Source organism: Bacteroides helcogenes P 36-108 (assembly GCF_000186225.1).
Lineage (GTDB): Bacteria > Bacteroidota > Bacteroidia > Bacteroidales > Bacteroidaceae > Bacteroides > Bacteroides helcogenes.
The window spans coordinates 3,657,358-3,673,121 of the sequence record NC_014933.1 but is presented as its reverse complement, the minus strand read 5'-3'; the positions used below and the strand labels follow the sequence as shown (position 1 = coordinate 3,673,121).

Genomic DNA, 15,764 nt, shown 5'->3' with positions numbered 1-15,764 from the left:
AAATACCGGACGGCTGACATTAGGAAGATATGGAAAATAGGGACAAGACGGATTAATCTATGTCGCCTAAGTCGATGACTGTATCGTGCGGTTTCTTTGTGTACCAATCTACGCTGCTGTTGCCTCCGCTCGACACCCATCCTTTGAAGTTGGGATATACCTTGAGAATGTCTGTACCTTCTTGGGGGTGAGCGATCAGTTGCGGAATGGCGATGGCCCATACTAATTTGCTCTTTGGGTCTCTGTATTCGGTGGTGGAGCTTTGTGTGGTACACATATCCGTAGGACCGAACCCGTAGAAGTGGATTTCGTCTGTGGTAGAGGTGTTCTGTATGAAGAAGTCGAAATAGTTGGGTAATGCTGCCGCTAAGGACATATAGTTTAGGAATCTTCTCTCGTCATTTTTATTGTTGCGAATGACTTTGCAGGTTATGACAGGAAAATTGGTGCTCGTCTTGTTGGCATACGTGTTATAGAAACCACCGCTTTTCAGATTTTCTGTGCCGTTGATTACAAAAATCACATCGTCATTACCGCTGCGTCCGGATACCAATTCCATATTGATGTCATTTAGGGTTGATTTGAATTCTATCGTAGCGCCCTCTAAATTGGACATGGCCCATCCTTTCAACCGCAGTGCCGGACGGAAAGGCAGTGAACCGCCGATAGCACGAACCTGAAAGGTCATCGTGAAACCGTCACGAGTTTCCCCATTGCTGCCTACGGAGAAAAAGGCATCCACATTATATCCGATTACGAAGTCATTGAAGTCATAGTCTCCTTTTGATGGATAGAGGTCTTCAAACATGAGTGTACCCTTGCTATTCTTGTTAGGATAATATACATGTGTGAACTTGTTGTCTGAGTCTGTGTTGCTTGCTGTTGTAGCCGGCAATACCAATGACTTGTTGGCGGCACGCGTCATGCTTCCGACATTGACTTCCGATGTACCCGTTCCGTTGGCGGTAGGATACTGTACATACACGCTTGTGATGTAAGTAGGTAATTCCAATGATATTTCTTTAGCTTCATTGGCGTTCAATGCTATATTCTCCATGATAAGGCTGTCTGCGCTGCATGCGGCATCCGTATAAATGGAGGCGAAAGTGCTTACGGGAGATGTGATGGATAGGATCGTGCTTTCAGAGGTTTTCCAGTCAAAATCGGCTGGTGCGGTCAGGTCTTTTGTGCTGCTGATGCTGTCAGGATTATACACACTGCCTTTTTCGCAGGAGGCAAACTGCATGATGCAGGCCGCTGCAAGTAGAAGATTGATAAAAATTGTTTTCATTCGATTGTGTTCTAAAGGATTATCGTTGCTGCAAAGATAATCTTTTTATTGCATGTGTTTTGCAGAAACTTGTATTTAATGTTAGAATTGAGCTTTTTTTTAACGTTAAATGGCTGTGTGTTGTATGTCTTGCTGTGAAATGGGTCTATTTTGGGAGACTTTACGTGGAAAAAACGTTAACACTATTCGTTTGTCTCATAAAAAAATACGATATTTGCAGCCATGATTCAGATAGAGACCATATTTGACATATTGTGGAAGGGATTCATAATCGGTGTTATTGTGTCTGCACCGTTGGGTCCTGTAGGCGTATTATGCATCCAGCGCACCCTGAATAAAGGCCGATGGTATGGTTTTGTAACGGGTATAGGAGCATCGTTGAGTGATATTGCATACGCCTTGTTGACGGGCTATGGGATGAGTTTTGTCTTTGATTACGTCAATAAGAATATATTTTATCTACAACTTTTCGGAAGCATTCTCCTGTTGGTTTTTGGCATTTATACATTTCGCAGTAACCCTGTACAGTCCATTCGTCCGATTTCTACAAACAAAGGTTCCTATTTTCATAACTTCATAACGGCATTCGCCGTCACACTTTCCAACCCACTGATTATTTTCCTCTTCATAGGTCTTTTCGCCCGTTTTGCTTTTGTCAGTGAAGGAGTGCTGGTCTTTGAGGCTGTCACCGGTTATCTCGCCATTGCGTTGGGAGCTTTGGCATGGTGGTTTGGCATTACTTTCTTTGTCAACAAAGTCCGTAAGCAATTCAACCTGCGCGGCATTTGGATATTGAACCGTATCATCGGAAGCATTGTCATCGTGGTGTCCGTGCTCGGATTGGTGTTTACGCTGATGGGAGAGTCGTTGTACTAATTGATAATTTGAGAATGAAGATTGCACAGCAACTGAAAGAAAAGAACATAGCCGAATACCTTATATATATGTGGCAGGTAGAGGATCTGATTCGTGCCAACAAGTGCGATGTTGATGAAATATGCCGCAATATTGTTTCCCGATACCCGGAAAAAGAACGTCCTGCACTGGAAGAATGGTACGGAAACCTCGTCGGTATGATGCAGACCGAAGGGGTGAAAGAAAAGGGGCATCTGCAAATCAATCGGAACGTGATACAGAACCTGACGGAACTTCATGCAGGGCTGCTCGCTTCCACTAAATATCCGTTTTATAATGTATCATATTTCAAGGCATTGCCTTTCATTGTGGAGTTGCGCCGGAAAGGTAGTCAGAAAGAAGAATCAGAACTGGAGACTTGCTTCGAAGCTCTTTACGGAGTGCTGTTACTGAAATTGCAGAAGAAAGAAATCAGCCAGGGTACAGCCAAGGCGATAGAAGCTGTCAGCAGTTTCATTTCATTGCTTGCCAATTATTATGATAAGGAGAAACGGGGTGAATTGGAACTGGACTAAATAAAGAATTGTTCATCGTAACATCAATTATAAGTGTAACTTTTTTAATGAATATTTTAATAACCGGAGCCAACGGTCAACTTGGCAATGAAATGCGAGTGTTGTCGCAGGAGAATTTCCAACACACCTATTACTTTACAGACGTACAAGAATTGGATATCTGCGACGAACAGGCAGTACACACATTTGTTGCCGACCATCAGGTGGATGTAATCGTCAATTGCGCTGCATACACGGCAGTGGATAAGGCGGAAGATAATGTGGAACTTTGTGACAAGCTGAACCATCTTGCACCGGGGTATCTGGCAGCGGCTGCCGAAGCTCGCGGCGCTGTATTGATACAGGTATCAACGGATTATGTGTTCGATGGAACGGGACATCTTCCTTATACGGAAGATATGCCTCCTTGTCCCAATTCGGTATATGGTTCTACCAAGCTGGCCGGAGAGCAGGCGGTCATGAAGAATTGCAGCCGTGCGATGATTATCCGTACGGCATGGTTGTATTCCGTTTATGGCAATAACTTCGTGAAGACAATGCTCCGTTTGGGACGTGAGCGTGAAACGTTGGGTGTTGTTTTCGACCAGATAGGTACACCGACGTATGCCAATGACTTGGCACGTGTTATTTTTACAGCAGTCAACCGGGGCATTGTTCCCGGCATTTATCATTTCAGTGATGAAGGAGTTTGCTCTTGGTATGATTTTACTTTGGCCATCCATCGGTTGGCGGGGATAACGACTTGCAAGGTAAGTCCGTTGCATACGGATGAGTTTCCTGCCAAAGCACCGCGCCCGCATTATTCTGTGTTAGACAAGAGCAAGATAAAGAAAACATTCGGTATTGAAATTCCTCATTGGGAAGATAGTTTGCAGGCGTGTATTGAGGAATTGGAAAAATAGTGGAATCATGTTTATTGATAAATGAACCTATATTATATATGGCAAACCAAGAAATAGAAAGAAGGCGGACGTTTGCGATTATCGCACATCCGGATGCCGGTAAAACGTCGTTGACCGAGAAACTGTTGCTTTTCGGCGGACAAATCCAGGTGGCGGGAGCCGTAAAGAGCAATAAGATAAAAAAGACAGCGACGTCAGACTGGATGGATATAGAAAAACAGCGTGGAATCTCTGTAACGACTTCCGTGATGGAGTTTGATTACCACGATTATAAGATCAATATCCTTGATACTCCGGGTCATCAGGACTTTGCCGAAGACACCTATCGTACATTGACGGCTGTGGACAGCGTAATCATCGTGGTGGATGGCGCAAAGGGTGTGGAAACGCAAACCCGCAAGCTGATGGAGGTATGCCGTATGCGCAATACACCGGTAATTATTTTTATCAATAAGATGGACCGTGAGGCCAAAGATCCGTTTGACTTGCTCGATGAGCTGGAAGAAGAACTTTCCATCCATGTACGCCCACTGACCTGGCCTATCGAAAGCGGTGTCCGCTTCAAGGGTGTTTATAATATCTATGAACATAATCTGAATCTTTATCAGCCTTCCAAGCAGGTGGTGACCGAGAAGGTGGAGGTGGATGTCGATACAGAGGAACTGGATAAGCAGATCGGTTCCCAGTTGGCGGACAAGCTGCGTGGCGAGTTGGAACTTATAGACGGTGTTTATCCGGAATTTGATAAGGAAGAATACTTGAAAGGCGAACTTGCTCCTGTATTCTTTGGTTCGGCACTGAATAATTTTGGCGTACAGGAACTCTTGGATTGTTTCGTGGAGATAGCCCCCGGTCCCCGTCCGGTAAAAGCAGAGGAACGCGAGGTGGAACCGGAAGAATCCAAATTCACAGGTTTTGTATTCAAGATTACCGCCAATATCGACCCTAACCATCGTTCGTGTATCGCATTCTGTAAAATATGTTCGGGTAAGTTTACGCGGAATGCCCCATACCTGCACGTGCGTCATGGCAAGACGATGCGTTTCTCGTCACCTACACAGTTTATGGCACAGCGCAAGACCACTGTCGATGAGGCTTGGGCCGGCGATATTATCGGTCTGCCGGATAACGGAACTTTCAAGATCGGCGATACACTGACCGAAGGTGAGGCTTTACACTTCAAGGGGTTGCCGAGTTTCTCCCCGGAAATGTTCAAGTATATAGAGAATGCCGATCCGATGAAGCAGAAACAGCTTGCCAAAGGTATCGACCAGTTGATGGATGAAGGTGTGGCTCAGTTGTTCGTCAACCAGTTTAACGGGCGTAAAATTATCGGTACGGTAGGACAGCTTCAGTTTGAGGTTATCCAATATCGCTTGGAGAATGAATATAGCGCAAAGTGCCGTTGGGAGCCGGTCAGTTTGTATAAGGCTTGTTGGATAGAGAGCGACGACGCCGAAGAATTGGAAGCCTTCAAGAAACGTAAGTATCAATATATGGCGAAAGACCGCGAGGGCAGGGATGTCTTCTTGGCAGATAGCGGATATGTGTTGCAGATGGCACAGATGGACTTTAAGCATATCAAGTTCCACTTTACAAGTGAGTTCTAAAGAATCCATTTATTATAAACACAACATTCCAAGATGAAACACATCCCTTTCTTTCTCTTGCCGGTTCTCCTTGTGGGGCTGACAGCTTGTTCAAAACCTTCCGGTAAAACGTTGATGGACTACGAACAATCCCTCGTCCGTGCCGACTCGCTGGTGCAGTTCGGTGCTGCCGACAGTGCACAGGCCGTCCGTCTGATTTCCGACTTGCATCGTGAATACAATCTGATAAAGGAACTTTCCGATGGGAAGCGTCTGCGGCTAAAGCCCGTCAGGGGTTACGAGCGTTTCCTTTGGGGAGTGTTTTCTGTGTTGATGTTCTGTATTTCCGCTGCTATGCTGTTCAGCCTTATCCGGTTCAAGAAAGAGCGTCGTCATCGCAATTACCTTATCAGCCTGAGTGAGAACGAACAGCGCTTGCGCAACAATGAACGCGAACGGGAGGGACTGGAAGAGTGCCTGAAAGAGATGTCGCTTACCGACGAAGAGCGTGAGGAAGTGCATAGTTCGCTGACGAACCTCATGGAGCACGGAGGCCGTTTGTATGCAGAAAACGAATCACTGCGTATCCGCCTCAAGGAGTATGAAGACCACCCTATGCCTCGCGAATTGGAACTGTTGCAAAAGGAGAGCGAGCGTGTCCGGTTACTCGACGGGCAGGTGCAGGCACTTGCTTCTGCCATGATAGATGCAGACGAAGTGGTGAAACAGTTGCGCGCCCAGCCCAAATTCCTTGCGGATAGCCAGTGGAACTATTTGCAGAGCCTTACGGACCGAGTTTACAAGGGCGCTTCCAAGCGCCTTGTCCTGCGTTTTCCCCAGCTTACGCCTGCCGACAGCCAGCTTTGCATGCTTATTCGTCTGCGCTTCAGCAATGCGCAGATTTCCACGCTCATTGCCGTGTCTCCCGCTTCCGTGTCCCAGCAAAAGTTCCGTCTGAAGAAGCGGATGATGCAGGCGGACGACAGACTGTTTGCCGACGGAGAGGCATTGGAGTGGGTGATAGGGAATTGCTAAGACTTTTTTTAGGGGACCTGATTCTTGAAGAACCAAGAAGAATATTATTGTTGTGCCATGTTTCCGGTATCCTTATCCTGTTTACTTTTGTTTACAAACAGTTTCCGAAATCCTTCTTCTTGCAGGGTGCTTCCGTTTCACTCATTGAACGAACGTGATTCAGTCAGGAACTGAAAGCCTTTCAGTCCCTGACTGAATAGCTTTCAGTTCCTGACTCATTGTACCCCCTTTCAGAAGGTGCTCTAAAGGGGTGAGAGGAGTGACTGGACTACATGAGAGGGGAATGGTAAAAAATAAGAATGAAAGTGCTGCGGCTATCTTAAATTTATTATCATTCATGTTTGTTGTAGTTTTGTGATTTATTTCATAAGTTTGTAACTTATAATCTTAAATCAATGATTGGTGATAACGGAAAAACAGTTGATATCACATTTGTATCAAAGCAAAGAGAGTGGGCAGTGGGTAATACAAACCAATGAAGACCATCAAAAAGGGGTTGCTGATATATAAAGCCACAGGCCTCAGCTTTGACAACCATTGGGCGGACGAAATATTAATGATATAAACAGAACCGGATATGACAAAGAAGGAAACATTAGAATTGTTTGAGGAACGCAAAGTCCGCACCGTGTGGGATGACGAAAAGGAAAAATGGTATTTTTCGATAGTTGATGTAGTTGGAATCCTTGTAGAAAGCAAGGATTACCAAGCTGCACGAAAATATTGGAATAAACTAAAACAGCGTCTAAAAGAAGACGGTTTTGAACCGGTGACAAACTGTCACCAGTTGAAACTGCGTGCCGAAGACGGTAAGATGCGACTTACAGATGAAATCCGTAAAGACCTTACCGACCAATGGAAACTGCACAACGTGGACGGTGTTCAATATGCCACTCTCACAGACATCATCTACCAGCAATGGGCCGGAAAGTCGGCAAAGGAGTACAAACAGTTCAAGGGTTTGAAGAAAGAAAATCTACGGGACAATATGACCAATGAAGAATTGGTTCTTAATATGTTGGCCGAGCTTTCTACAACAAGTATTACTAAAGCGAAAGATCCTCAGACGTTGGGTGAAAACATGCAGTGTGCGGTTGACGGTGGTGATGTGGCTCGTGTGGCACGAGAACAACTGGAGTTGAAAACCGGACGTGAAGTAGTAACCCCTTTGTCGGCAAAGAAGTCCTTTGAAGCTCAGAAGCCGGAAGGGGAGATAGAAGGTGGTGAAAAAAGAGAAGAATAAAATGAATATAATGAAACAAAGCAAATATAAATATATAGCACATTCTGAAAACAGCAATGGTGAAGAGCAGTCAATGAAGCAACATAGTGAGGGTGTCGCAGAATTGATGAAATCTTTTGCTTTGTCGGATGATTTTGCCGAGATATATTCGTATTGTGGTTTACTGCATGATATTGGAAAATACAGCAAGGGATTTCAAAACTATATAAGGTCAAGAGGAGAAAAGGAACCACATGCAAAATGGGGGGCTTATATGGCACGAATGAACAAGAATGTCGCATTTTCAGTTATAGGACATCATGCAGGGCTTCCCAATAGAGATATGTTGTTCAAAACATTAGAACAATGTGCAAAAGATGAAAACAGATATAATCAAATCCATCAGGCTATGGAAGAAGATGGTGTCATTATATCAATATGTGAGAATAGTTCATTTAACAAAATAGGAGATGTCTTTCAAAAGGAACTATTCACACGATTGCTTTATAGTGCACTTGTTGATGCGGATAGTCTTGATACGGAGCGGCATTTCCATAAAGAACAGTATGATGCACGTTCATGCAAAATTCTTGATGTGGATACGCTCTTGGCAGCCTTGAATAAGCGGTTCGATTCTTTCAAACAGGTTACTTCTCTGAACGAGTTGAGAACAAATGTAAGGCTTTATGCCCAAAGTCTTGCAAATACAACTCAGGGGTGTTTCTCCATGACATTGCCAACGGGCATGGGAAAAACTTTGACAAGCCTAAGCTGGGCTCTCTATCATGCCAAAGCACATCCTAACATCAAACGAATAGTGATTGTTCTGCCATTCATCAGCATCATTGACCAGACTGCAAATGAACTTAAAACCATATTTAAAGATTATGATGTAATACTTGAACATCATTCAAATGTAATCTATGAAGGAGCCAACGAAGAAGAAAGTTATTGCAGAGATTCAAAATATTTGGCGACAGAAAACTGGGATTATCCTATAGTGATTACTACTGCTGTTCAATTTTTTGAGTCTCTATTCTCAAATCAACGTTCAAAATGTCGTAAGTTACATAATCTGCAAGATTCGATTGTAATCTTCGATGAGATTCAAACATTGCCGGTGAATCTTGCCGAATGTACAATGAAGATGCTGAATGATATGTTGCACCTTTGCCGATGCAGTTTTTTGTTTTGTACGGCCACACAACCTAATTTCCAGACGAGGAAGGATTTCTGTGGAATAGATCATATCACGCCACTTGTCGAGAATCCAGCATCTGTCTTTACTTCCACTAAACGAGTCAAGTACATATCCATTGATGATTACAAAGCCCAATCTTTCGAAAGTATTGCAAATTGCGTGGTGGAACAAAATGACTCAGCACTCATTGTATGTAATACGAAGAAAAAGGCAATGGCACTGTTTGACAAGTTGAAAGAAAAAAGTGAAATACCGGTTCTTCATCTTTCGACCAATATGTGTCAAATACATAGAATGGAGGTTATTAATGAGGTTAGACAAAATTTGAAGGATGGGAAAAAACTAATCCTCTGTTCTACTCAGCTTATTGAGGCTGGTGTTGATATGGACTTTCCTGTGGTATTCAGAGAATTGGCTCCTTTAGAGTCTATTATCCAATCGGCAGGACGTTGCAATAGAGAGAGCAAATTGAAAGAAGGTCAAGTCTATTTATTCCAATTAGAGGATGAAGGTCAGCCTTCACGTCAATATGAAACATTTGCACAATATGCACAGTTGTGTTATCGAAACAATGAGAACCGACTGACAGATGCTGATTTCTATTCGGATTATTATTCAAAGATTATAGAATTGTATGCTGCGGAGGACGCCATAACGCCTGAGAGAAAGAAGTTGAAGTTCCAAGAGGTAGCAGAAAAATATCATATCATAAACAGTAATACCACAACATTCTTTATTTATCGATATGACAATGAAAGCTTACATTTGTACAACGAGATTAAAGATAAAGAATATCTTAGTCGAAAAGATTATCAGAAGATCGCTCAGTATAGTGTTCAAGTGTATGACAGGTCTAAAGATAATAATGATGACAAGAATAAAAGGCCCTCGAACGGTATAAAAATTTGGTTTGGAGCATATTCTAAAGAAATAGGAATAAATAACGAAGATGAAATTTACTATATATGATTGACGAAAATTTTGTAAAAGTAAGGGTAAAGGGCGATTATGCTTGTTTTACCCAACCTGCTCTGAAAGTAGAGCGAATGACTTATCCCTGCATGACGCCTTCAGCGGCACGAGGTGTTTTGGAGTGTATCTTATGGAAACCCGAGTTTCAATGGGTGGTAAAGAGTATCAGAGTATTGAAGCCTGTTGCCTTCTCTTCTTTTAAGAGGAATGAGCTAAACGATATTATAAAAAGTGACAGACCTGTTGATATTTCCGACTCTGGAAATCGAGCACAAAGAAATAGCGTTGTACTTCGTGATGTTGAATACATTATTGAAGCAGCTATCTATATGTCCGAAGTAAATATAGAGAAAGTGAAGAACAGAGACAAGAGCGAAGGCAGAAATCCTTGTGAGCCAATAGTGAAATATCGTGATATGTTTGTACGACGTTTGAACAAGGGGCAATGCTGGCATCAGCCTTATCTCGGAACTCGTGAATTCTCATGTGATTTCTTCCCAGTAACTCAGGAAGATGAAAATCGCGCGAATGAGCTGAATCTGACATATCCAATAGGTAGCATGTTGTTCGATATCTGGTATGATAAAGACCATAAAGCAAAACCCATCTACATGTATGATGCCGTTGTACGTAATAGTACATTGATATGTCCTGACGAACTTAATGAGCAGATGCTTTCTACGTCCCACTTGCGTGCGAAGCAGAATGAATTTGTAAATAGCATATTGTTTGAATTCAATAAAAAAGAAGAGGAATAAGTATGTTTGCAGAATTAGTAGAACTTGGCAAGAGAATCCGAAAAGGCCATGATGCATTAAAAGAAGAAAAATGCAGTTGGGATATTGTTATAGATCAGGATGGTAATTTCATTCAGTTAATTCCTTGTGACATTACTGTAGAAGCTGAAATGCTGACAGCAAAACAGGGGAAAGCACGACTATTGTTAGATAAACCGCAAGAAACTTTAGGATTTGAAGGTTCTAAGGATAAGCATAAAGCTGAGGATAAGCATAAAAAATATCTTGCAAAGTTGGAGGAGTATAAAGAAGTTCAAGAGCTTTTTCCTATTTTTTCTTTTTACAATAAACCCAAAGAGGTTGAAAAGGCTATAAAAGCATTTTCAAATTTACCCCCTGCTAAACAAAATAGTAATATGACTTTTATGGTCAACTCTACTCGTCTGGTTTCCCTTGAATGTGTTAAAGATGCAATAAAGAAAAAGTACGAAGATACCTTATGTTCAAAAAAACAAGGAAATCTGTGCGCTGTTTGTGGCACAAATACATATCCTATTCTTGATGAACCTCATGGGCCGGTTAAGTTGCCCAAAGGACAAACTGCTGGTAGTATGTTGGTTTCATACAATACGAATGCCTTTGAATCGTACAATCTTAAAGGTAATTTGAATTCTGGTATATGTACTAATTGTGCAAGAAACTATATTGAAGCGCTTCGATATCTCGTAGGGAATGGACATGAAATAATAGTAGAAAAAGGGAAAAAAGGAGAAAAGAAATTTAAGTTTTCAAATCGTCAAAACATAAGTGATGATACTATTGCTTTGTTTTGGACGAAAGAACAAGACAATGACATTGATCCTTTCTCGGATATCCTCCAACCTACAGAAGAAAGAGTAAAAAAGCTCTTCTCATCAATAGCGACAGGAGAGTATCAAAGCATCGATACCGAAATGGAGAACTATTTCTATTGTTGTACCATATCCTCTGCTGCTGCACGTATTGCTGTAAGGGATTGGATAGCGATAAGTGTTACTCAGTATCAAAAGAACCTGAAGCAATGGTTCGATGATATTGAAACAGTCAAAGATGGCAAAATAATCTATCCGGGAATAAATAACATTCTAAACAGTTGTATCAAAAAGAAAAAAGATCCGACAGATAGTGATGCAAAAGCCAAGGCAAGGATAGGAACTATCCTATGGCATGCAGCATTGACCAATACAGCTTTGCCCCTAATGATTCTGCAAAGTGTTCTCGACCAAATTGAACACGAAAAGAAAACATTCAGCGTTGAGAAATCAACAGTTGTCCGATTGGTATTAAATAGAAACATTAAAAATACATATTATATGAATAAAGAATTAGATGAACAGAATGAAAGCAAAGCTTATCTTTGCGGACGTTTATTTGCTTTGATTTGCAAATTGCAGTTCATGGCCCAAGGTGAAGTTAATAGTTCTATTAAAGACAGATTCTTCGCCTCCGCATCCAATACACCTGGCAGGGTGATGGGGATACTGTTGACTCAATATGTTCCTGTATATCAGAAAAAGACAAAAGGTGCATACACAAAGTCTATCACAGAAATCGTGGCAAAAATTAAACATTTCCCTGACAAACTCACGCTTACTGAACGTGGAGAATTTGCTTTGGGCTATTATTATCAATATAATACAAAGCAGAACGAGAATAATAATGAAAATAATTAACTATCAAAATAAATATAATCATGGAAGCAATTAAGAATCGTTATGATTTTGTTTTTCTGTTTGACGTAAAAGATGGAAATCCTAATGGTGATCCTGATTTCGACAACATGCCTCGTACTGATGAGGAAACCAATCATGGATTAGTAACTGATGTATGCATTAAGCGCAAAATCCGCAACTATGTACAACTTGCTGAAGGTCTCCAATCTCCTTATGATATTTTCATTCGTGAGGGAAATGTATTGAATCCTCTTATTCAGAAGGTAAGAGATGAAGCGGATAAGAAAATAGAGGATGAAAAGAAAGCTGTCGAATCCGGACGTGGAGAGATGTGTAAAAATTATTTTGATATTCGTACTTTCGGTGCAGTAATGAGTACGGGTGATGAAAAGGTTGAAGATGAAAATGACGGAGATAAAACAAAGGGTAAATCACCTAAGAAGAAAATTAAGGGACTTGGGGTGGTACGTGGCCCTGTCCAACTGACATTTGCTCGCTCTATCGACCCGGTTTTTGCCAAATCCCATAGTGTTACTCGTTGTTGCGTTACTAAGAAAGATGCTAAAGGTAATAATACTATTGGAAATAAGAACACCGTAAGCTACGGACTCTACCGCATGCACGGTTTCATCTCTGCTACTGATGCAGCAAAGACTGGTTTCTCCGAAGATGATAAGAAATTGTTGTTCGATGCTATGATTAACGCTTTTGAGAATGATCATGCAGCAGCAAGAGGCGAAATGAATCCAAGAGCGTTGTTCGTATTTAAGCATGAATCTCATTTGGGTAATGCAAGAGCTGGAGAGTTATTTGATCTCGTACAAATAAAGAATAAGGAAGTGGATTTCCCTCGCTCTTTTGGTGACTACGAAGTCACATCCAAAGAGGAAATAGAAGCAATTTTAAAAGAGAGATTTCCTAAAGTTACTGTTGAAGAACTAATTTAACTCGTAACTCATGCAGTACGGCGAAGATGATATGCTCATGTTGTCGGGGATTCAGCACTTCAGGTTCTGTCCCCGGCAATGGGCTTTGATACACATTGAGCAGCAATGGGACGATAATCGTCTCACCATCGAAGGGCAGATTATGCACAAGCATGTAGATGATCCGTTTTATAGACAAAAGTGTGGTGACCAGATAACATTGCGTGCGGTGAATATCGCTTCGCGTGAACTTGGGCTCTATGGTATCTCTGATGCCATAGAGTTACTTCCGTCTTCTTCTCTTGAAAATACTATCTTGCATCCCAACTATCCGGGACGATGGCAACCGGTTGCTGTGGAGTATAAACATGGTAAACCGAAAAGAAACGAGGTGGATGAAGTGCAGTTGGCAGCACAAGTCATGTGTATAGAAGAAATGTATGCTATCCATATACCATACGGTGTGTTCTTTTATGGGGAGCTTCGCCATCGGGTTAATGTGGATATCACGGAGGAACTGCGAGATATAGTCAGACAATGTGTTCGGGATATGCACGATATATTTAGTAAAGCGGTTATTCCGAAGGCTGAATATGGAAAACATTGTGATAAGTGCTCGTTGAAAGATATTTGCATGCCGGAAACGGTGAAGAATTGTACTTCGGTAGATAATTACCTTAATAGAAATCTGTACCAATGAGAAAGCTTTTGAATACTTTGTATGTGACGACACCGGAAGCGTATCTTAGTAAGGACGGGCTGAATGTCGTTATATCTGTTCAGCAGGAGGAGGTGTTTCGTATTCCTGTCATAAATATAGAAGGCATCGTTACATTCGGATACATGGGAGCAAGTCCCGGCGTGATGAAACTATGTAGTGACAATGGCATATCACTTACGTTTCTTTCTCCAAACGGTAGGTTTGTTAGCAGGGTTCAAGGTGCTACGAAAGGGAATGTACTGTTACGCAAAAAACAGTACCAATTGTCGGATGATGCATCTTGGTCGTTACATGTGGCGCAGTTGATGATTGGGGGGAAGATTCAAAACTATCGTAATATATTGAGGAGATATATTCGCGATTATGGTGAGAATGAAGATATTAATAGGGCGGTGCAAGTATTGGAACGTGCCAAGCGTGATGCTTTGAAGGCTCAAGATAAGACAACACTAATTGGGTATGAAGGTATGGCTTCAAATGCCTATTTTGAAGTGTTACCGGTCTTGATACTTAATCAGAAGGCTGATTTTCCATTTTATGGCCGTAACCGTCGTCCTCCTAAGGATGCTGTAAATGCCATGCTGTCTTTTGCTTATACTTTGATTGCAAATGATGTTGCTGCCGCACTCGAAACTGTTGGCCTCGACCCATACGTAGGATTTCTTCATACGCTTCGTCCTGGACGCACGTCGTTGGCTTTGGATATGATGGAAGAATTACGTGCTTATCTTGGAGACCGTTTTGTCTTGTCGTTAATCAATAAAAGGCAGATAACGACTAAGGACTTTTTGTTTCAAGGTGATAGTGGGGTTGTAATGACAGATAAAGGAAAGAAAACATTTATTTCAGCATGGCAGAGTAGGAAGCGGGAAGTAATCATTCATCCTTATTTGAATGAAAAAGTGGAAATAGGACTTCTGCCTTATGTGCAGGCTATGTTGATGGCAAGATATATCAGGCAAGACATTGATGATTATCCGGTATTTCTGGTAAAATGAATTGTGACTATGTACATTCTTGTAACTTACGATGTTGATACTACAAGTAAAGAAGGTGCGCGCCGCTTGCGGCGTGTGGCTAAGGCTTGTGTAGATTATGGGCAGAGGGTACAAAATTCCGTCTTTGAGTGCGAGGTGACAGAAGCACAATATTGTCTCTTGAAAGAACGTATCAAGAATATTATTGATATGTCTCTTGATAGCATTCGGTTTTATATCCTCAGCAAGAACGAAAATAGGAGGGTAGAAGTGTTAGGTGTTGAAACAGCTTATAAAATAAATGATGCTCTTATTATATAATGCGTGCGAATGTGTAGCATTACAAAAAAAGTAGTAATTTCGCAGACGTTAATAATCAGTAGATTGATTCATTTTGTGGAGCGTTTTTTATAATGAAGCTAAAAAGATAGTAATGGTTCGCATAATAGTGGATTAAACTTACTGGCTTATAATACGTTATTTAGTATAGAGTCACACCCTATACGGGTGTGTGGATTGAAACTGATGTCCGGTGCAAAGGTGCAACTTTTTGGATGTCACACCCTATACGGGTGTGTGGATTGAAACCGTCGGTGGGAATGTAGGGCACGAAACAATAACTAGTCACACCCTATACGGGTGTGTGGATTGAAACTGCTCCAGGCAGACTGCATCCGAAAGAATAGAGAGTCACACCCTATACGGGTGTGTGGATTGAAACATTACGTGATGGAGCAGTTAAACAAAAATTTGACGTCACACCCTATACGGGTGTGTGGATTGAAACGTTCGGGGTGTACTGTTTAAAACAATGCGGTTTGGTCACACCCTATACGGGTGTGTGGATTGAAACAAGTTCGGTGCTCAGGTGGCAACAAACACCGAAGTCACACCCTATACGGGTGTGTGGATTGAAACCTTTTGTGGAACAGAATTGGACTACAAAGAAATGGTCACACCCTATACGGGTGTGTGGATTGAAACTTATTTGGGTAGTATATTAATTGGTCGAATACCAAGTCACACCCTATACGGGTGTGTGGATTGAA

At 41.8% G+C, this 15,764-nt stretch carries 14 protein-coding genes and 1 CRISPR repeat array (1 of these 15 running past the window's edge); of the genes, 13 read left to right on the top strand and 1 reads right to left on the bottom strand.

The features are described 5' to 3' along the window. Positions 1 to 52 precede the first annotated feature (52 nt). Positions 53 to 1,291 carry a DUF4841 domain-containing protein gene (locus BACHE_RS15250; RefSeq protein WP_041579488.1) on the bottom strand — a complete coding sequence of 413 codons (1,239 nt, stop codon included), beginning with the start codon at positions 1,289 to 1,291 and terminating at the stop codon, positions 53 to 55. Positions 1,292 to 1,513: 222 nt separating this feature from the next. Between BACHE_RS15250 and BACHE_RS15245 the strand changes: the two genes are divergently transcribed. The 13 genes from BACHE_RS15245 to cas2 all read left to right on the top strand — a co-directional run bounded on the left by BACHE_RS15245 (position 1,514) and on the right by cas2 (position 15,036). Next, positions 1,514 to 2,167, top strand: coding sequence for a LysE family translocator (locus tag BACHE_RS15245; RefSeq protein ID WP_013548609.1), 654 nt, complete (start codon positions 1,514 to 1,516; stop codon positions 2,165 to 2,167). Positions 2,168 to 2,181: 14 nt separating this feature from the next. After that, positions 2,182 to 2,721 (top strand): DUF4924 family protein, encoded by a 540-nt coding sequence (locus BACHE_RS15240; protein WP_013548608.1) that lies wholly within the window; start codon positions 2,182 to 2,184, stop codon positions 2,719 to 2,721. A 47-nt stretch (positions 2,722 to 2,768) separates the two neighbouring features. Continuing rightward, positions 2,769 to 3,623, top strand: coding sequence for a dTDP-4-dehydrorhamnose reductase (rfbD, locus tag BACHE_RS15235; protein ID WP_013548607.1), 855 nt, complete (start codon positions 2,769 to 2,771; stop codon positions 3,621 to 3,623). A 38-nt stretch (positions 3,624 to 3,661) separates the two neighbouring features. Next, positions 3,662 to 5,233, top strand: coding sequence for a peptide chain release factor 3 (locus BACHE_RS15230; protein ID WP_013548606.1), 1,572 nt, complete (start codon positions 3,662 to 3,664; stop codon positions 5,231 to 5,233). Between the two features lie 33 nt (positions 5,234 to 5,266). Next, positions 5,267 to 6,247, top strand: coding sequence for a helix-turn-helix transcriptional regulator (locus BACHE_RS15225; RefSeq protein ID WP_013548605.1), 981 nt, complete (start codon positions 5,267 to 5,269; stop codon positions 6,245 to 6,247). Between the two features lie 577 nt (positions 6,248 to 6,824). Next, a complete protein-coding gene (locus tag BACHE_RS15215) occupies positions 6,825 to 7,490 on the top strand; it encodes a BRO-N domain-containing protein (protein ID WP_013548603.1) in 666 nt (221 codons plus the stop codon). 1 nt (position 7,491) lies between these two features. Continuing rightward, positions 7,492 to 9,639, top strand: coding sequence for a CRISPR-associated helicase/endonuclease Cas3 (locus BACHE_RS15210; RefSeq protein ID WP_013548602.1), 2,148 nt, complete (start codon positions 7,492 to 7,494; stop codon positions 9,637 to 9,639). Continuing rightward, entirely contained in the window at positions 9,636 to 10,400 is a 765-nt protein-coding gene (gene cas5c / locus BACHE_RS15205) for a type I-C CRISPR-associated protein Cas5c (protein WP_013548601.1), read from the top strand. Before BACHE_RS15210 ends, cas5c begins: the two co-directional genes overlap by 4 nt. A gap of 2 nt (positions 10,401 to 10,402) precedes the next feature. Next, complete coding sequence (cas8c, locus tag BACHE_RS15200; RefSeq protein ID WP_013548600.1) at positions 10,403 to 12,091, top strand: type I-C CRISPR-associated protein Cas8c/Csd1; 1,689 nt, start codon at positions 10,403 to 10,405, stop codon at positions 12,089 to 12,091. A 20-nt stretch (positions 12,092 to 12,111) separates the two neighbouring features. Continuing rightward, a complete protein-coding gene (gene cas7c, locus BACHE_RS15195; protein ID WP_013548599.1) occupies positions 12,112 to 13,038 on the top strand; it encodes a type I-C CRISPR-associated protein Cas7/Csd2 in 927 nt (308 codons plus the stop codon). Between the two features lie 10 nt (positions 13,039 to 13,048). Then, positions 13,049 to 13,717 carry a CRISPR-associated protein Cas4 gene (cas4, locus tag BACHE_RS15190; protein ID WP_013548598.1) on the top strand — a complete coding sequence of 223 codons (669 nt, stop codon included), beginning with the start codon at positions 13,049 to 13,051 and terminating at the stop codon, positions 13,715 to 13,717. Further along, positions 13,714 to 14,736: a type I-C CRISPR-associated endonuclease Cas1c gene (gene cas1c / locus BACHE_RS15185; protein ID WP_013548597.1), complete on the top strand. Its 1,023-nt coding sequence runs from the start codon at positions 13,714 to 13,716 to the stop codon at positions 14,734 to 14,736. The genes cas4 and cas1c overlap by 4 nt, the downstream gene beginning before the upstream one ends. A gap of 9 nt (positions 14,737 to 14,745) precedes the next feature. Beyond that, positions 14,746 to 15,036, top strand: coding sequence for a CRISPR-associated endonuclease Cas2 (cas2, locus tag BACHE_RS15180; RefSeq protein ID WP_013548596.1), 291 nt, complete (start codon positions 14,746 to 14,748; stop codon positions 15,034 to 15,036). Between the two features lie 170 nt (positions 15,037 to 15,206). Then, a CRISPR array of direct repeats spans positions 15,207 to 15,764; the repeat unit is 32 nt; unit sequence GTCACACCCTATACGGGTGTGTGGATTGAAAC; it runs 331 nt beyond the window's last position.